General features: G+C 61.4%; 16 protein-coding genes. 10 read left to right on the top strand and 6 right to left on the bottom strand.

Translation table 11 applies throughout. The features are described from left to right. Positions 1 to 49 precede the first annotated feature (49 nt). Genes Q1A32_RS13510 through Q1A32_RS13485 form a run of 6 tightly spaced genes read left to right on the top strand, consistent with a single transcriptional unit; the run spans position 50 to position 7443 of the window. Positions 50 to 1882, top strand: a complete 1833-nt coding sequence (locus tag Q1A32_RS13510; RefSeq protein ID WP_299654049.1) for an ABC transporter ATP-binding protein — start codon at positions 50 to 52, stop codon at positions 1880 to 1882. 1 nt (position 1883) lies between these two features. Beyond that, positions 1884 to 2573 (top strand): SDR family NAD(P)-dependent oxidoreductase, encoded by a 690-nt coding sequence (locus tag Q1A32_RS13505; protein WP_299654046.1) that lies wholly within the window; start codon positions 1884 to 1886, stop codon positions 2571 to 2573. Then, the gene (argE, locus tag Q1A32_RS13500; RefSeq protein ID WP_299654043.1) at positions 2570 to 3730 is read left to right on the top strand and encodes an acetylornithine deacetylase; all 1161 of its coding nucleotides are present in this window, start codon (positions 2570 to 2572) and stop codon (positions 3728 to 3730) included. The genes Q1A32_RS13505 and argE overlap by 4 nt, the downstream gene beginning before the upstream one ends. Before the next feature lie 9 nt (positions 3731 to 3739). Next, positions 3740 to 5083, top strand: a complete 1344-nt coding sequence (locus Q1A32_RS13495) for an FAD-binding oxidoreductase (RefSeq protein ID WP_299654040.1) — start codon at positions 3740 to 3742, stop codon at positions 5081 to 5083. 12 nt (positions 5084 to 5095) lie between these two features. After that, a complete protein-coding gene (locus Q1A32_RS13490) occupies positions 5096 to 6262 on the top strand; it encodes a M20 aminoacylase family protein (protein ID WP_299654037.1) in 1167 nt (388 codons plus the stop codon). 14 nt (positions 6263 to 6276) lie between these two features. Beyond that, entirely contained in the window at positions 6277 to 7443 is a 1167-nt protein-coding gene (locus tag Q1A32_RS13485; RefSeq protein WP_299612078.1) for a M20 aminoacylase family protein, read from the top strand. Positions 7444 to 7502: 59 nt separating this feature from the next. On the opposite strand, the gene Q1A32_RS13480 is transcribed toward Q1A32_RS13485, so the two are convergent. The 3 genes from Q1A32_RS13480 to moaA are packed head-to-tail and all read right to left on the bottom strand — an operon-like array spanning position 7503 to position 10855. Next, a complete protein-coding gene (locus Q1A32_RS13480; protein ID WP_299654033.1) occupies positions 7503 to 8552 on the bottom strand; it encodes a glycosyltransferase family 4 protein in 1050 nt (349 codons plus the stop codon). Continuing rightward, a complete protein-coding gene (locus tag Q1A32_RS13475; RefSeq protein ID WP_299654030.1) occupies positions 8545 to 9840 on the bottom strand; it encodes a 3-deoxy-D-manno-octulosonic acid transferase in 1296 nt (431 codons plus the stop codon). Before Q1A32_RS13475 ends, Q1A32_RS13480 begins: the two co-directional genes overlap by 8 nt. A gap of 7 nt (positions 9841 to 9847) precedes the next feature. Then, positions 9848 to 10855, bottom strand: a complete 1008-nt coding sequence (gene moaA / locus Q1A32_RS13470) for a GTP 3',8-cyclase MoaA (RefSeq protein ID WP_299654027.1) — start codon at positions 10853 to 10855, stop codon at positions 9848 to 9850. Positions 10856 to 10931: 76 nt separating this feature from the next. On the opposite strand from moaA, the gene Q1A32_RS13465 reads away from it, so the two are divergent. Further along, positions 10932 to 11378 (top strand): hypothetical protein, encoded by a 447-nt coding sequence (locus Q1A32_RS13465; RefSeq protein ID WP_299654025.1) that lies wholly within the window; start codon positions 10932 to 10934, stop codon positions 11376 to 11378. 22 nt (positions 11379 to 11400) lie between these two features. On the opposite strand, the gene Q1A32_RS13460 is transcribed toward Q1A32_RS13465, so the two are convergent. Genes Q1A32_RS13460 through glmU form a run of 3 tightly spaced genes read right to left on the bottom strand, consistent with a single transcriptional unit; the run spans position 11401 to position 15248 of the window. After that, positions 11401 to 12075 (bottom strand): DNA alkylation repair protein, encoded by a 675-nt coding sequence (locus Q1A32_RS13460; RefSeq protein WP_299654022.1) that lies wholly within the window; start codon positions 12073 to 12075, stop codon positions 11401 to 11403. Continuing rightward, the gene (gene glmS, locus Q1A32_RS13455; protein WP_299654019.1) at positions 12072 to 13892 is read right to left on the bottom strand and encodes a glutamine--fructose-6-phosphate transaminase (isomerizing); all 1821 of its coding nucleotides are present in this window, start codon (positions 13890 to 13892) and stop codon (positions 12072 to 12074) included. The genes Q1A32_RS13460 and glmS overlap by 4 nt, the downstream gene beginning before the upstream one ends. After that, a complete protein-coding gene (gene glmU, locus Q1A32_RS13450) occupies positions 13893 to 15248 on the bottom strand; it encodes a bifunctional UDP-N-acetylglucosamine diphosphorylase/glucosamine-1-phosphate N-acetyltransferase GlmU (RefSeq protein WP_299654016.1) in 1356 nt (451 codons plus the stop codon). A gap of 129 nt (positions 15249 to 15377) precedes the next feature. Here glmU and Q1A32_RS13445 point away from each other — a divergent pair, with 129 nt between their 5' ends. From Q1A32_RS13445 to Q1A32_RS13435, 3 genes are all read left to right on the top strand, one after another. Continuing rightward, positions 15378 to 16043: an HAD-IA family hydrolase gene (locus Q1A32_RS13445; RefSeq protein WP_299655590.1), complete on the top strand. Its 666-nt coding sequence runs from the start codon at positions 15378 to 15380 to the stop codon at positions 16041 to 16043. 78 nt (positions 16044 to 16121) lie between these two features. After that, entirely contained in the window at positions 16122 to 17321 is a 1200-nt protein-coding gene (locus Q1A32_RS13440; protein WP_299654013.1) for a DegT/DnrJ/EryC1/StrS aminotransferase family protein, read from the top strand. A 137-nt stretch (positions 17322 to 17458) separates the two neighbouring features. Then, positions 17459 to 18181 carry an EF-hand domain-containing protein gene (locus tag Q1A32_RS13435; protein WP_299654010.1) on the top strand — a complete coding sequence of 241 codons (723 nt, stop codon included), beginning with the start codon at positions 17459 to 17461 and terminating at the stop codon, positions 18179 to 18181. The last annotated feature ends 12 nt before the right edge of the window (positions 18182 to 18193 follow it).

Raw genomic sequence — 18193 nt, 5'->3', positions numbered from 1 at the left:
CCACTCTTTGGAAAACCTGAGCCAAAAAGGCTCAATCGCGGGGACCCGAATGCTCGATCATACAGACACGCAACCCATCGCCAACATCCAGAATCTACGGGTGGAATTCCAGACCAAGGACGGCCCGGTCTTGGGCGTTGAGGACGTCTCGTTCGAGGTGAACCCGGGCGAAACCGTATGTGTGGTGGGCGAATCCGGGTCCGGAAAATCGGTGTCTTCGCTGTCGCTCATGCGTTTGGTCGAATTTGGCGGGGGGCATATTGCCGGCGGGCGTCTGATCTTTGATCGCAAGGATGCCGACGCGGTTGATCTGGCCAATACGGACCAGGATTTGATGCGCACCATCCGCGGCAACGAGATCGGGATGATCTTTCAGGAACCGATGACGGCCCTGAACCCTGTGTTCACCGTAGGCCGTCAGTTGACCGAAGGGTTGCGCCTGCACAAGGGTCTGAGCAAAAGCAAGGCCGAGGAGCGGGCGTTGGAACTGCTGAGGCAGGTGCGCATCCCTGAGCCAGAGCGCCGCTTGAAGCAGTATCCGCACGAGTTGTCCGGTGGCATGCGCCAGCGCGTGGTCATCGCCATGGCGCTGGCCTGCGAGCCGCGTTTGCTGATCGCGGACGAGCCCACAACGGCATTGGACGTAACCATTCAGGCGGAAATCCTTGCCCTGATGGACCGCCTCAAGCGTGAGACCGGCACTGCCGTGATGTTCATCACCCACGACATGGCCGTGGTGGCCCAGATGGCGGACCGCGTTGTGGTCATGTTCCGGGGCAACAAGGTTGAAGAAGGCCCCGTGGCCGACATTTTCGAGAACCCGCAGCACCCTTACACCAAGGCGCTGCTCGCCGCCGTGCCCAAACTGGGCGAGATGCGCGGCAAGCAATATCCCGAACCGATGAAGCTGCTGGGCCACAATCAGGGAGAGATCAAACCGATCCCCGGCACCGAGGAAAAGCTTCTGGAAGTCACGGGCCTGACCACGCGGTTCCCAGTAAAGGGCGGGTTCTTCCGCCGTTTGGTTGCCAACGTGCATGCGGTTGAAGATGTGTCTTTCACCATCAACAAGGGCCAGACGCTGAGCCTTGTGGGGGAGAGCGGCTGCGGCAAGTCTTCGGCCGGGCGGTCGATCCTGCGGCTGGTTGAACCTCAGGCCGGTCACATCATGCTGGGCGATACCGACATCATGGCGCTGAACGACCGAGAGTTGCGCGAGGCGCGGCGCGACATGCAAATGATCTTTCAGGACCCGTTTGCGTCGCTGAACCCGCAGATGCAGTTGGCCGATCAAGTGGCTGAACCGATGCACAATTTCGGCATGTTCAAGGGGGCCGAGGGCACGAAACGCGTCGAGATGCTGTTTGACCGGGTGGAACTGCCGCGCAGTTTCATGCGCCGTTATCCGCATGAATTGTCGGGGGGGCAGCGCCAGCGCGTGGCCATCGCCCGGGCTTTGGCGTTGAACCCCAAGCTGATCATCGCGGACGAAGCGGTGTCGGCGCTGGATGTGTCCGTGCAGGCGCAGGTGTTGAACCTGATGATGGAGTTGCAGGCCGAGATGGACCTGTCCTTCCTGTTCATCAGCCATGACATGGCCGTGGTCGAACGTGTCAGCCATCATGTGGGCGTCATGTATCTGGGCCGTATTGTAGAGAAGGGGCCGCGTGCCCGCGTGTTCGAGAACCCGCAACACCCCTATACCCAAGCGTTGATGAAGGCCGTGCCCATCGCCGACCCGCGCCAGCGCAAGGCCGAGAAGGATCTGAACTTCAAACCGATCCCGTCGCCCATTCATCCCGTGGACTACGAACCGGCCCCGTCCGAATATGACGAGGTCGAGCCGGGTCACTTCGTGCTGACTACCGACAGCGGCTATTGATATGGCGCGCAAGGCCGTTCTGGTCACCGGCGGCGCGCGCGGCATCGGGGCAGGGATCGTAGCGGAACTGGCGCGCGATCACGACGTGATGGTGCACTACAACACAACCGCGCCCGATGCTGATGTCGCGTCGGTGCAGGGGAACCTGACCGATGCGGATGTGCCCGCGCACTTGGTTGCCACAACGCTGGACCGCTTTGGCCGTCTCGACGCGGTGGTGCACAATGCAGGCGACATCTCTGTCTCGCCTCTGGACCAGTTTACGCCGGACGACTACCGCCGCATGTTCGACGTAAACCTGTTTGCCGCACAAGGCTTGCTGGCTGCTGCGGCCCCTCATTTCGGGGCGTGGTCGTGCATGGTCAATATCTCGTCCGTCAATGCAGTTTTGCCCCCTATGGGCGCTGCGATGTACGGGGCCAGCAAGGCGGCCCTTGATCTGTGGACACGTGGGGCCGCCAAGGAAATGGGCCCGCGCGGCATTCGCATCAACGGTGTGGCCCCCGGCGCGATTGATGTGCCGGATGCGGGGCGGGATGACGACTTGAAACAAGCCTTTATTGGTATGACAGCGCTTGGTCGGATGGGCCTGCCCGCCGACATCGCGGGTGTTGTGCGTTTCTTGCTGAGTGATGCGGCGTCCTTCATCACGGGTGAAGTTTTGACCGTTTCGGGGGGATACCGACTATGACCACGCGCCTGAGCCCGCTTGAGTTGATGACCAAACTGATCAGCTTTCCCACCGTGAGCCGGGATACGAACCTGCCCTTGGTGGATTGGGTGGAGGGGTATCTGAACGAGCACGGGATCATTGCCCACCGGTATTGCCATCCCGACCAACCCAAGGCTGCGCTGTTTGCGCATGTGGGGCCAGAGGTCGAGGGCGCTGTGGTCCTGTCCGGGCATACGGATGTGGTGCCTGTGGACGGCCAGCCTTGGGATACGGACCCGTTTGTTGTGACTGAACGTGACGGCAAGTATTTTGGCCGCGGCACCTGCGACATGAAGGGATTTGATGCACTGGCCCTTTGGGCGCTGGTCGAGGCGCATCATGCCGGGGTGAAGACACCCATGCAGTTGGCGCTCAGCTTTGATGAAGAGATTGGCTGCCTTGGGGCACCACCCATGATCCAGGCGATGCAGGGCGTGGTGCCCAAGGGTGGTCCTGTGATTGTGGGCGAGCCATCGATGATGAAAGCCGTCACCGGCCATAAGGGCGGGCAGGGGTTTGATACCCATGTGGTGGGTTTCGAGGTGCACTCCTCTTTGTTGCCGCAGGGTGTGAGTGCCATTCTGGAAGGCGCGAAGATCATTGATTTTGCCAATCACCGGAATGCCGAGAATATGGCGGCAGAGCCATCCGCGCTGGCGGCCATGTTCGACCCGCCCTTTACCACGTGGCATGTGGGGCAGGTGGTGGGCGGGACGGCGCACAACATCACGGCCAAGGATTGCCGGTTCTCCATGGATTTTCGGGCGGTGCCCGGGGACGATGTGGTGGCGTTGAAAGAGGCGTATCTGGCGCATGTGGCCGAGATTGAGGTCGGCATGAAAGCCACGCATCCCGAGGCGCGTGTCGATATCGAAACGCGCTTTGATGTGCCACCCTTGAAGCCGGAAGAGGACGGGGCCGCCGAAGGATTGGTGCGCGCCATCACTGGCGACAACGGCACACATGTGGTGAGCTATGGGACCGAAGCCGGGCAGTTTCAGGCGGCTGGATATTCTGCTGTCGTGTGCGGACCCGGTGACATTGCGCAGGCGCACCAGCCCAATGAATTCATTACCGTGGCCCAGTTTCAGGCCGGGCATGGCTTTATGAAAGATCTGGTGGCGCGGCTGACCTGAGGACGGCACATGGCCTTTCCGATCAATGACGCAACGCCGGTGACCTGGCCGGGGCCGGTCCCGAAAACGGCGGATGTTGTTGTCATCGGCGGTGGTGTCATTGGCGTGTGCACGGCGCTCTATCTGGCCGAGGTGGGTCAGCGCGTTGTCTTGCTGGAGAAGGGCCGTATCGCGGGTGAGCAGTCCAGCCGCAACTGGGGCTGGATCAGGCAGCAGGGTCGGGACCCTGATGAGCTACCGATTATGGTTGAAGCCAACGCGCTTTGGCGTGATCTGGCCGGGCGGACCAATGTGGACATCGGTCTGACGCAGGGCGGTGTCACGTATCTGGCGGGCTCCGAAGATGAGATGGCGAAATATGCCAAGTGGCTGCGCCATGCAGAAGCGCACGATGTGGACAGCCGGTTGCTGAGCACGGCTGAGGTGGCCGATTTGGTGCCGGGCATGTCCAAAACCTACGTCGGTGCGCTTTATACTGCATCAGACATGCGCGCCGAACCTTGGGTCGCAGTGCCTGCCTTGGCGGGCGTTGCGGCGCGGGCGGGGGCTTTGATCGTGGAGAATTGCGCGGTGCGCGCTTTGGATATTCAGGGCGGCAAGGTTGCGGGCGTCGTGACCGAACAGGGCCGGATCGTGACCCCCGAAGTGGTGCTGGCAGGTGGTGCGTGGTCTGCGCTGTTCTTGCGCCGCCATGGCATTGCTTTGCCTCAGCTTTCCGTGCGGGCCACTGTTGCGGCGACAGACCCTTTGCCCATGATCTATCCGGGCGGGGCCGCTGACGATCGCATCGCATTCCGTCCGCGCAAGGATGGTGGATACTCCCTTGCGGCCGGCGGTTTTCACGAGCTTTTTGTCGGCCCTGATGCGTTTCGCGCATTGCCTAAGTATCTGACACAACTGCGCAAAGACCCCTTTGGCACCCGGTTTCTGCCTGCCGCACCGCGCGGGTTTCCGGACGCTTGGGGCACGCGTCGGACATGGGATGCAGATGGTCCCAGCCCGTTCGAAGCGATGCGTATTCTCAACCCGGCCCCGAACCGGACTAAGGTCAAGAAGCTGACGCAGGGCTTCGCCGCGCTTTTCCCTGACCTTGGGCCAGTAAGGATCAAGACGGCGTGGGCGGGGATGATCGACACGATGCCGGACGTCGTGCCAGTGGTGGACCGGGTTGCGGCCTTGCCGGGTCTGACCGTGGGCACTGGCATGAGCGGGCATGGCTTTGGCATTGGTCCCGGCATGGGAAAGGTTCTGGCCGCTCTGGTCATGGGCGAAAATCCGGGTCATGATCTGACACGGTTCCGCCTGAGCCGCTTTTCCGATGGCACCAAGATGCGCATCGGCCCCTCTGTCTGACAGGATCTGTCCATGCCGATCAAGAACCGCCTTGCCGAAACCCATGCCGAGATCACGGGCTGGCGCCGCCATTTGCACGCCCATCCCGAGCTGGACTTTGACGTGCATGAGACGGCGGCATTTGTGGTAGATCGGCTGCGCGAATTTGGTGTGGACGACATCACCACAGGCATTGGCAAAACCGGTGTTGTGGCGGTGATCAAGGGCAAGACGGATACGAAGGGTCGGGTAATGGGCTTGCGCGCGGACATGGACGCGCTGCCGATTGAAGAGGCGACGGGGCTTGAATACGCCTCCAAACATCCGGGCAAGATGCATGCCTGTGGCCACGATGGGCATACATCGATCCTGTTGGGGGCCGCGCAATATCTGGCAGAGACGCGGAATTTCGATGGCACCGCAGTGCTGGCGTTCCAACCGGCGGAAGAGGGCGGCGGCGGGGGCCGCGAGATGGTCAATGACGGGCTGATCGACCGTTGGGGCATTCAGGAAATCTATGGCCTGCACAACATGCCGGGGTTGCCGACGGGGCAGTTCGCGATCCGGTCCGGCGCACTTCTGGCCTCGGCGGATGAGTTTTACGTCACTGTGACGGGCAAGGGCGGGCACGCGGCTGCGCCGCATCAAGCGATTGACCCGAATGTGGCGGCAGCGCAGATCATTCTGGCGTTGCAAAGCATTGCCAGCCGCAACGTGGATCCGCTTGAATCGGCTGTCGTGTCCATCTGCGCGCTGCATTCCGACATCGACACGCACAACATCATTCCGCAGGTCACACGCATGACAGGCACGGTACGGGCCTTGGACCCAGAGGTGCGTGATCAGGTCGAGGCGCGGGTCAGCGAGATCGCCAAGGCAATTGGACAGGCGCACCAATGCGAGGTCGAGGTCGATTACCGCGTGGGCTATCCCGTCACCATAAACCACGACGAACACACGGAATATGCCGCCGCAGCCGCCCGTGCGGTGGCGGGCGATGTCATCACGGACACACCACCAATCATGGCCGCCGAAGACTTTGCATTCATGTTGAATGCCTGTCCCGGCGCCTACATCATGCTGGGCAACGGGGACGGGCCGATGGTCCACCACCCCGAGTACCAGTTCGACGACGAAGCCATCCCCGCCGGGGCAAGCTGGTTCGTGGAACTGGTCGAACAACGCATGCCCGCACAGTAACCAAAGGACACAAGATGCCCATCAAGAACCGCTTTGCCGAAATGCATGCCGACATCACCGAATGGCGGCGTGACATCCACCAGCACCCTGAAATTCTATTCGAGACGCACCGGACCAGTGCATTGGTCGCCGAAAAGCTGCGCGCGTTCGGCTGTGACGAAGTGGTCGAGGGGATTGGCCGCACGGGCGTTGTGGGCGTGATCAAGGGCAAGGCAGATGGGTCGGGCAAGGTGATTGGGTTGCGCGCCGACATGGATGCGCTGCCGATCCATGAGCAGACGGGCGTTGAATATGCCTCAAAAACGCCGGACGCGATGCACGCCTGCGGCCATGACGGGCATACGGCGATGCTGCTGGGGGCGGCGCAATACCTGTCCGAGACGCGGAATTTCGATGGGACCGTAGTGGTGATCTTCCAGCCCGCCGAAGAGGGTGGCGGTGGTGGTCGCGAAATGTGCAATGACGGGATGATGGACCGCTGGGGCATCGACGAAGTGTATGGCATGCACAACTGGCCGGGCCGCCCGGTGGGTGAGTTCGCGATCCGTCCGGGGCCGTTCTTTGCTGCGACGGACTTGCTGGAGATCGAGTTCGAGGGACTGGGGGGGCATGCGGCCAAGCCGCAGGAAACCATCGACACAACATTGATGGCGTCGCACGCGGTGACCATGCTGCAATCTATTGTCAGCCGGAATGCCGATCCAATTGACCGGATCGTGGTGTCGATTACGTCGTTCGAGACCTCCTCGAAAGCGTTCAACGTGATCCCGCAGCGGGTGCAGATCATGGGCACCGTGCGCACCATGAGCGCCGAGGCGCGCGATCTGGCGGAAAAGCGTGTGGTCGAGATTTGCGAAGGCGTCGCCAGCACCTTTGGCGGCGTGGCGCGCGTGACCTATAACCGGAACTATCCGGTGATGGTGAACCACGATGCCCAGACCGAATTTGCGGCAGATGTGGCGCGGTCGGTGTCCGGCCAGTGTGATGAGGCACCGTTGGTGATGGGCGGTGAGGATTTTGCCTTCATGCTCGAAGAGCGGCCTGGTGCGTATATCCTGGTGGGCAACGGGGACACGGCGATGGTCCATCACCCGGAATACAACTTCAACGACGAGGCGATCCCCGCTGGCTGTTCCTGGTGGGCGGAGATTGTGGAGCAAAGGTTGCCCATGGCGTCGTGACGGGGGTGACGACGGGGTGACGCTCCTGCCTTTGGCAGGTCGCCCCACCCGCCGTCCCGTCAGGTGGCAAGCAGCTTTTTGTAGATCGCTATGATGGCGTCCGCTTCCTGCTGTAGTTGGAAGTGGTCGACCATGTGCTTGCGTGCGTTTTGGCTCCATGTGGCCAGTTTGGTTGGATCGCTCAGCAGGGCGTTGGTGGCATTGACCATCTGATCAACGTTGCCTGCGTCAATGAGCGTGCCTGTCTGCCCATCGACAATCAGTTCCTCGAACGCGCCGACGCGGGTCGCGATGGCAGGGGTGCCGCACGCCATGGCTTCAAGCGGGGTGAGGCCGAAGCCTTCCCAGCGTTGTGGTGCGATGTAGATGTCCAGAGCCTGGTAGAAGCGGGGTGTTTCCCAGACGGGTACTTCTGGCAAGAAGAGCAGCCGGTCGGCCAGCCCTGCTGTTTCGACGCGGTCCCGGAGGTCCTCCAGAAACGCTTCGTCCTTATCGACGGCGCGGCCCATCACGATGGCGGCGGCATCGGGATGATCGCGCAACACCCGGATCATCGCGTCCACAAAGACATCAGTGCCCTTTTGCGCCCGGATCCGTCCGAAACACCCCATCAGGGGGCCGGTCGGAAGACCCAAGTTCGCCCGCAATGCGTCCTTGTCCGGGTGCGGAGTGAAAGTGTCAATGTCGATGCCGTGGTGGATCACGGTGGCGTCGCGGTCGAGATATCCGGCTGTTTTGCCAGAGGTGGCAATCACCTCATCCATGCGCGCGATCAGCGCTTTCGTCAGCCCGGTATGGTGGCGCTGGCTGGCCGAGGTGAAGAGCAGCTTGAGCCGTTTGCCCAAAAGCCCGCGCAGGGCAAGGCCCGCGATCATCTCGACATTGCGCCGGGCATGCCAGACGCGGGGGCCAGAGGGGCCTGTGCGCGCCATGGTCAACAGCTTGGTCCAATGCACGTTCGGCACGTCATCGGGCATCTCGGGGGCGCAAGCGGTGATGGCGATAGACTGAGCTTGCAATGGAACAAGCCGTGCCACGGTGGCCGTGACGCCCGACAAGCGCCGTTTGAAATTGGGGGCAATGACATCGATTTGTGCGAGATCAGGCATGCGGGTCCATAGCCTGACCGTCCATCAACGAAAAGAGGCGCTGCGCGATCTGGTCCAACGCGTCGGTGCCGGTCGGGGCAAGGGGACGGGCGTGCGCGGCAAGCTGTGCGGCGCGACTTGGGTGCGTGAGCAATGTGTCGACTTCCGCTGCGAGATCATTGGCATCTTCAACCTGTACGCTCGCGTCCTTCAATCGAAAGGCGGCGTAGGCTTCGGCGAAATTGGCGTATTTGGGCCCGTGCAGGATGGCGGTGTGCGCCGCCGCCGGTTCGAAGGGTGTATGCCCCCCAACGCCGGTGAAAGATCCACCGAGAAACACGATTGGGCTCAATGCGTACCACAGGTCCGTTTCGCCCATTGTGTCGGCAAGATAGACCTGCGCGCCATCCCCCAGATCAGCCCCAACGCTGCGCTGGTCAACGCTTAGGCGTGCGTCTTTGATCAGTGACAGGATGTCTTGGGCACGTTCCGGGTGGCGCGGCACAAGGATCAGGGCCAGGTTGGGATGGGTCGCAAGCAGTGTCTTGTGGGCTGCCAGCACCTGTTCTTCCTCTCCGGGGTGTGTTGATGCAGCAACCCATACGGGCCGACCTCCGAGGGCATTATGTGCGGCGTCCAGCGCCTGAGGGGTCACCTGCGGCGCGCTTTGGATAGATTTCAGATTGGTCCCTTGCTCTGCTTCGGCCAAGCCCATGTCGCGGAGGTGATCACGGCTGCGCCGGTCCTGACAGTGGGCCCAGATGATCCCACGCAGGACATAGGCCGCGGTGGATGCAAACTTCTTCCACCCGTCCGCGCTGCGATCCGACAATCTGGCATTGAGCAACGCAACAGGCACGTCACGTTTGGCGCAAATATCGAGCAGGTTGGGCCATAGCTCTGATTCCACCAGCACACACAGATCCGGCCGCCAATGATCCAGAAAGCGGTCAAGGGGGCCTGTGCCATCAAGTGGGCTGTACTGATGCACGGCCCTGTCCGGCAAGCGGGGCGCAACGGCTTCGGCCGACGTGGCGGTGCCAGACGTCAGCAGCACCTGAATATCGGGTGCTACGTCGCGGATGCGGGACAATAGGGGTAGAACGGATTTCGCCTCACCGACAGAGGCACCGTGAAACCAGATCAGCGGACCAAGCGGGCGATCAATGGTGGCATGACCCAGACGCTCATGTGCGCGGTGCGCCGACACGTCTGACTTGCGCAGCTTGTTGACCGCTGATCGCGCTGCAAAGGGCAAGGCAACCGCGCTGAGCGCGCGGTAGAGCCGAAACAGGGCCGTGGGCCGCATGATGTGCCTAGCCGCCTGTGTGGCTCATGTGCCGTGGCATCTGCCCGTCCAGCCGTTGGCGCGAATAGTCGAAGTCGTGGCCCTTGGGCTTGAGCAGGATGGCGGCGCGAATGGCGTCTTCCAGCGGTGCATTGTCATCCGGGTGCGCACGCAAGGGGGCGCGCAGGTCCGCCATGTCCTCTTGCCCGAGGCACATGTAAATCTCGCCCGTGCACGTCAGACGCACGCGGTTGCAGCTTTCGCAGAAATTGTGGCTGAGCGGGGTGATGAAGCCGATCTTTTGACCGGTTTCTTCCAGCCTTACATAGCGGGCAGGGCCGCCGGTGCGTTCTGCCAGATCGGTGACGGTGTAGTGGTCAGCGTAGCGGGCGCGCACGTCCTTGAGCGACCAGTACTGACCCAGCCGGTCCTCGTTGCCGATGTCGCCCATGGGCATCACCTCGATCCATGTCAGGTCCATGTCGCGGTCAGCGCACCACTGGGTGATGGTGGGCAGTTCGTCTTCGTTGAAGCCCTTGAGGGCCACGGCGTTGATCTTGATCCGCAGACCCGCCGCCTGCGCGGCATCAATGCCGCGCAGCACCTGTGGCAGACGGCCCCAGCGTGTGATGTCAGCGAACTTCGTCTCGTCCAGCGTGTCCAGCGACACATTCACACGGCGCACGCCTGCGGCATAGAGATCCTTGGCAAACCGTTCGAGTTGGCTGCCATTGGTTGTGAGCGTCAGTTCCTTGAGCGTGCCCGCGTCAAGATGCCGTCCCATGCCGTTGAAGAAGGTCATGATGTCCCGCCGCACCAGCGGCTCACCGCCTGTGATGCGCAGCTTTTCGACGCCGAGGCCCACGAAGGTCGAACACATGCGATCCAGCTCTTCCAGCGTCAGAAGCTCTTTCTTCGGCAGGAAAGTCATGTTTTCCGACATGCAATAGACGCAGCGGAAATCGCACCGGTCGGTGACAGAGACGCGCAGATAGGTGATGGCGCGCTGGAAGGGGTCGATCAATGGTGCGGTCATAGGTTAAGTGGTATGCATGCGAGGGGCAGCCTGCAAGGGTCTTTGCGTAACAAATGGTCAAAGGTGAGGTGTGGTGATGCGCTGGATTATGCTGTGTGTATGCGGGTTCGGATTGGTGGCGTGCGATATGGTGCCCCAGTGGGCAGGTGGCGACAGACCGGCGACAACGGTCGCGCAACCGGTTGATGACGCAGGGTCCGGGTCTGAGACTGACGGTGACACCCCACTTGATGATGACACCGAACTTGAGGCGTCAGAACCGGAGCTCTCGACCGGCACGCTGGGCCGTACCGTCGCCTCCCTTGGCAATGCAGCCGAGCCGGGGCTTTGGCTCAAGACGCCGCTTGTCTCTGCAGAGCAGGCTGGACGTGTGTACTATCCCGATACCAACCGGACGGTGGATGTCACTCTGATCCCGATTGATGGCCCGGATACGGCTGGCAGCCGCTTGTCTCTTGCGGCGATGCAGGCCTTGGGCGCACCGCTCACCGGGTTGCCGGAAGTTGATGTGTTTGCCGGTTGATTGATCGCTCAAGCCTGCGCGATCAAAGGTATCTGCCCGCTTCTTTCGCCGCGAACGGCTTCATTTGATCGGCGTGCGTTTGCAAAAATGCCTGAGCGCGGGCTGCGTCGTGCTTGGACAGGTCGCGCACCCACCATGCTATGGCCTTTTGGATGAACCAGGTGTGGTCCGGCACATATGTTGCCGCCCAACCCAGCACGCGTTCACGCACTTCGATCTCATCTGGTTTCGGGACGTTTTGTTTGGTCCAGGGAAGTGTAATGACCAGTGCAGCCCTGCGGGTCCACATGTGGTCGGAACGCGTCCAGCTTTCGACCTGCTCGATGCGCGTTGAATCCGCCACAAGGCGTTTTTGTCCGGCCATACACGCGTGATCGGCGATGGCCCAACTGTCGAAATTCGGGACCCATGACGTGATCAACGCCCACACGTCGTCGTCAGGGCGGATACGCGCTTGGGTCAGCAGTTTGGCGGCAGCGACGCGGGCTTCGAAAATGTCGGTTTGCCACAGGCCATCAGCAAGAGCGACACGCGTGGGCACGTCCAGCGTTTGTCGCCACGTCTTGGCCAGCTCGTTCAATGCCGGGTTGGGTACCCCCAGATGCAGCCTGTCCGACTTGTGATAGGCTTTGGCGCCCTTGGCGCGCTCTGCGTCCGCGTGCGCCTTGATCTGCTCAAGTGCGTCCTCGGGGGTCATTCCACGGTCACGGACTTGGCAAGGTTGCGCGGCTGGTCCACGTCCGTGCCCTTGGCGACGGCGGTGTGATAGGCGAGCAACTGCGCGGGCAGGGCATAGAGGATCGGGGCCACGATATCGGGGCAATCGGGCATCGCAATCTCGGCCCAGACGCCATCGCCAGCCTCTGATATCCCAGCCGCGTTGGAGACCAGAACCACCTTGCCCTTGCGCGCCATGACCTCTTGCATGTTGGACACCGTCTTGTCGAACAGCCCGTCCTTGGGGGCCATGACCACGACCGGAACATGTTTGTCGATCAACGCGATGGGTCCGTGCTTAAGCTCACCTGATGCATACGCTTCGGCGTGTATATAGCTGATTTCTTTAAGTTTAAGCGCGCCTTCGAGGGCCAGGGGATACATGACGCCGCGGCCAAGAAACAGGATGTCCCGTGCTTCGGCCAACTTGCGGGCGGTGCGCTGCATGACGGCGCTGCGGTCGATGCCGTGGGTCATCAACGCGGGCAGGCTGCGCAGGGCCGATACATGGTCGGCAAATCTTGCCGTGTCAATCTCGCCGCGGTCGCGCGCTGCACGCAGGGCCAGCATCAACAGGACGGTTAACTGGCATGTAAACGCCTTGGTCGAGGCGACGCCGACCTCAACGCCTGCATGGATCGGCAGGGCCAGATCGCTTTCGCGGGCGATGGAGCTTTCGGGAACGTTGATGACGGACACGATCTTGTCCGCCTTGCCCTCGCAATAGCGCAGGGCGGCGAGAGTATCGGCCGTCTCGCCCGATTGGCTGACAAACAGGGCCAGCGTGCGGCCGGGGATGGGCGGTTCGCGATAGCGGAATTCAGAGGCAACATCGACCTCAACCGGCAAGCGTGCCACTTGTTCGAACCAGTACTTGGCTGTGAGGCAGGCGTAATATGCTGTGCCACAGGCGACCATGGTCAGTCGGTCGATTTTGGTGAAATCGATGCCCGGATCGGGCAGCGTGATTTCACCGTCAGTGCCCAGATAGTTCGCGAGCGTTGTGTTCAGTACATTGGGCTGTTCCGCGATTTCCTTGGCCATGAAGTGCTTGTGCCCGGCCTTGTCGACGCGGGCGGCATCAATCTGGATCTGGCGCACGGCCCGATTGGCAAGGGTGCCATTTGTATCGCGAATTTCAGCGCCTTGCCGCGTGACCACGGCGCGGTCGCCTTCTTCGAGGTAGGTGATGCGGTCGGTCAGCGGGGCGAGGGCAATGGCATCCGAGCCCACGAACATCTCCCCCTCACCATGTCCGATGGCGAGCGGCGAGCCCTTGCGCGCGGCGACGATCAGATCGTCCTGTCCGTCAAAGAGAAAGGCCAGTGCAAAGGCGCCCTCCAACCGGTCCAGGGTCTTGAATGCGGCATCGACGGGCGTCATGCCCTGAATCATGTGGTGATGTGTCAGAAGGGCGACGGTTTCGGTGTCGGTGTCTGTTTCAAACCCAATGCCCGCCTCGGCCAATTCGGCGCGCAGATCGCGGAAGTTTTCGATGATACCGTTATGTACCACTGCCACGGGTCCGGCACGGTGCGGGTGGGCGTTCCCTTCGGTCGGGGCGCCGTGTGTGGCCCAGCGGGTGTGGCCGATCCCGGCCTTGCCTGCGAGGGGCTCGTGCACCAACCGGTCGCTCAGGTTGACCAGCTTGCCCAAGGCCCTCCGCCGGTCCAGTACGCCGTCATTGATGGTTGCAATGCCCGCACTGTCATAGCCGCGATATTCGAGCCGTTTGAGCGCCTCCACCAGAATGGGCGCCACTTCGTGGTTGCCCAGAACCCCAACAATTCCACACATTTAACTGCCTCTGCTTTGACGGGCCTTTTTGGCCTTCAACATATCTATGAGCTTGCGGGCCATGCCCGGTTTTTCAACCTGCGGGGCACGGGCAATCGCAAGAGCGCCGTCATCCACATCGGACGTGATGACAGACCCGGAACCGGTCATCGCTTCGTTTCCGACGGATACCGGGGCCACCAGCATGGTGTTTGATCCGATGAAGGCGCGCGCACCAATCTCGGTCCGGTGCTTCATCACGCCGTCGTAGTTGCAGGTGATCGTGCCCGCGCCGATATTGCTGGCCTCTCCGACCGATGCATCGCCGATATAGGACAGGTGGTTGACCTTGGCCCCGGTGGCGAGGGTTGCGTTCTTGACCTCGACAAAGTTGCCGATCCGCACGTCTTCGGCCAATTCAGTTCCCGGGCGTAGGCGGGCATAGGGGCCGACGATGGCTCCGCGCGACACGTGGCACCCTTCGAGGTGCGAGAACGCGCGGATTGTGGCGCCGCTTTCGACCGTGACGCCGGGGCCAAAGACCACGTTGGGTTCGATCAGCGCATCGCGGCCCACCACCGTGTCAAAGGAAACGTAAACCGTATCGGGCGCCATCATGGTCACGCCATTGTCCAGAAGCTCCGCGCGCGCTCGGCTTTGAAAGATCGCGTCGGCACCGGCCAGATCGGTGCGCGAATCCACACCCAATGTCTCGGCCTCATCGCATTTGACCGCTGTGACGCTCAATCCCCGTGCCGTCGCAAGTTCCGGCACCGCTGTCAGGTAATATTCGCCTGACGCATTGTCGTTGGTGACCTCTGACAGCAGGCTGAACAGCGTTTCGGCGTCGCAAGCCATCAAGCCGCTATTGGTGAAGCGAATGGCACGCTCTTCTTCGGTGGCGTCCTTGTATTCGACGATCTTGACCAGCTGATCGCCGTCCATCACCAGCCGACCGTAGCGCGGTTGCACCTCGGCAATGTCAAAGCCCAGAACAACCACATCATGCTTGCGCCGTGCCTCAATCATTCGGATCAGAGTGTCGGGCTGCAGGAACGGCGTATCGCCAAACAGAACGACGACGTCACCGTTGAACCCTGCCAGTGCGTTGCGGGCCTGGTTCACGGCATGGCCGGTGCCAAGCTGCTCTTCCTGAAGGACCACATCGACGGCCTGATCGAAGGCGTGCGCCGACGCATGGACCTGTTCGCTGCCATGGCCCGCCACAACAATTGTATGGGCAGGTTCCAGCACTGACGCCGCGTTAAGCGCATGGTGCAGCATCGGTGCGCCTGCGATGGGGTGAAGAACCTTGGGCAGGTCCGAATTCATCCGTGTGCCTTTGCCCGCGGCCAGGATGATCAATGCGACGCTCATTCTTATTCTCTTTGTCTTTTTGCTTGGCCCTGTTTATCCGCTGGGCGCTAAGGCGCAAGCATGCGGGCCATCAAAGAAGATTTCGGCTTGCAACAGGAACAGGCGGGCATCCGCCGGAGAGGGCACAGTATGGCAGCAGTCATTTTCGATCTGGACGGTACGTTGGCGGATACAAGTGGTGATCTGCTGGCCGCAGCGAACCACTGTTTTCAGGACATGGGTCTGGGCGATGTGCTTGGGCCAGGCGACGCCGGGGTCGCGCTGCGCGGCGGACGGATGATGCTACGGACCGGTCTGGCGCGTATGGGGCGCATGGATGATGCCGTGATAGATCGGTATTATCCTGTTCTGCTCGAAGCCTATGCCGCAGATATCAGCAGCCGGACCACATTGTATCCGGGTGTCATGGACGCGATCAGTGCCCTGTCGGATCAGGGCTATGCCATCGGCATCTGCACCAACAAACCCGAAGGGCTGGCCGAACAATTGATGCAGGACCTTGGGGTGCGGGATGCCTTTGGCAGCCTTGTTGGTGCCGATACGTTGCCCGTCCGCAAGCCCGACCCAGAACCGTTGTTCGAGGCGACCCGGCGGCTGGGTGTCGATGCGCAGACCTGCCTGCTGGTGGGCGACAGCGACACCGACCGCAACACGGCGCGGGCCGCAGGTGTGCCATCGATCCTCGTGACCTTTGGCCCGTCCGGAGAGGATATGGCCGCCCTGGAGCCCGAGGCACTTCTGGATGATTTCGCGGCCCTGCCCATGGTTGTTGCAGCGCTGTGCCCGCTTGCATAACCATCAGCCGCAGTTTCAGAACCTGAAATAAAGCCCGCACATCTTGACGCTGTTGGTGGCGCATCCCACAAACAGCCCATGACAGAGCGTTTCACCGGTACTTTCACCCAGCAAGAAGCCATTCCCGAAGCTGGGATCGAAGCCGCCATCGCCGTGATGCGGCATGGTCGTCTGCACCGCTACAACACGGCACCGGACGAAGTGTCTGAGACGGCGCTGCTGGAACAGGAATTCGCGGAATATGTCGGGTCGCAATACTGCCTGGCCGTGGCGTCGGGTGGTTATGCGATGGCAACGGCTTTGCGCGCCTTGGGGGTAAAGGCAGGTGACAAGGTCCTGTCGAATGCCTTCACATTGGCCCCTGTACCGGGGGCAATTGCGTCGCTGGGCGCGGTGCCTGTCTTTGTCGGCGTGACCGAAAGCCTGACCATTGATCTGGACGATCTGGAGGGCAAGTTGGGCGAGGCGCGTGTTCTGCTGCTGAGCCATATGCGCGGGCACATCTGTGACATGGATCGGTTGATGGCGATGTGTGACGCCGCGGGCGTGAAGGTGGTTGAGGATTGTGCCCATACCATGGGGGCTGCATGGAACGGTGTGCCGTCAGGGAGGCATGGCGCGATCGGATGCTATTCGTGCCAAACCTACAAACATGTCAACTCGGGCGAGGGCGGCTTTCTGGTCACCGACGATCCGCATCTTGCGGCCAAGGCGGTCATGCTGTCCGGCAGCTACATGCTGTTTGAACGTCACCTCGCGGCCCCTCCGAAAGAGGCGTTTGACGATATCAAGTACGACACGCCCAATATCTCAGGCCGTATGGACAACTTGCGCGCGGCGATTCTGCGCCCGCAAGTTGCGGACCTTGCCGCGCAGTGCCGACGCTGGAACGACCGGTACACGACGCTGGAGGATGGGTTGCGGGACACACCCGGCCTGACGGTGATTGATCGTCCGGCGAAAGAAACCATCGTCGGCTCCTCTATTCAGTTTCTGCTGCTGGACTGGGCGGCATCCGCCATTCGCGACGTGATTTCGCGCTGCGCGGCACGCGGGGTCGAACTGAAATGGTTCGGCGCGCCCGAACCGGTGGCATTCACCAGCCGCTATGACAGCTGGCGCTATGCGCCGTCCAAGCCGATGGCAGCAAGCGACCGGGTCCTCGCTGGGATCGTGGACATGCGGGTGCCGCTCACGTTCAATATTGATGATTGCGCACTGATTGCGCGGATCATCCGGGATGAGGTTTCGCGCGCGCACAACCGCATGTCGGCCTAGGCAGTTCACGGGCAATCCTTCGCGCAAATCTGGTGTCCGGACACGAAACTGCGTGCGTCCGGGCGCGTCAGTGATAGCATTTCGGCTACAATTTGCGCTCGTTGCAAGCAGCACGACATCCCAGCATGGAATCGACAATGCGCTCCGAAAAGAAGTCTGAAACGCTCGAGATCAGGGTCAGTCACAGTGAGAAATCCGCCTTCGCCGCCCGCGCGGCGCAACGTGGAGAATCCATGAGTGCTGCGCTGCGCAGATTGATTGCCGAAGATGCCGTGCCTCTACTTGTAAACAAGGAGGCACCCATGTGGCGCAAATTCACCATTGCCGGACTGCCGGCAGCCATCACCGCGTTCGTGTTGATCGCGGTATCACTTGCCGGGGCCGAAGCCCGGACTGATTTCAAGGGCAACTTTCTGTCCATGGACGTAAATCAGGACAAGATCGTGGACCGCTCGGAAATGGTGCGTGAAATGACACGGCGTATCGCAAAGGCGCATGTCCCGACCGCGTGCCTCGGCACTCAATGGGAAGTTAGGTGGTCCGCATCGCCCGAAGTCTTGGCCGATGGCCACTTAGATTTTGCCGACGGCAACGGCGACGGCATCGTGACGCTGAAAGAGTTCGTCGCCGCGCATGAACGCAATCGAGCGAATGATTTCATTCTGGCAGATACAGACAGCAGCGGGTTCGTCACCGTAGAGGAACTGGCAGCTGCATATCGCGTGGACGAAGGCAAGATAAATGCAGAATGCCGAGCCGCCATTGGGATGCAAGGGGCTGCCGAGGCACCGGAAATCGTTGAATGGCTGGATACGGATCGGGATGGCCGTGTGAGTTTGCGCGAGTTTGTCGATCACTGAGCGGGACTCGAC

The organism is uncultured Tateyamaria sp. (assembly GCF_947503415.1).
Lineage (GTDB): Bacteria > Pseudomonadota > Alphaproteobacteria > Rhodobacterales > Rhodobacteraceae > Tateyamaria.
The sequence above is the reverse complement of the archived record's forward strand: the minus strand, read 5'-3'. Positions and strand labels throughout refer to the sequence as shown.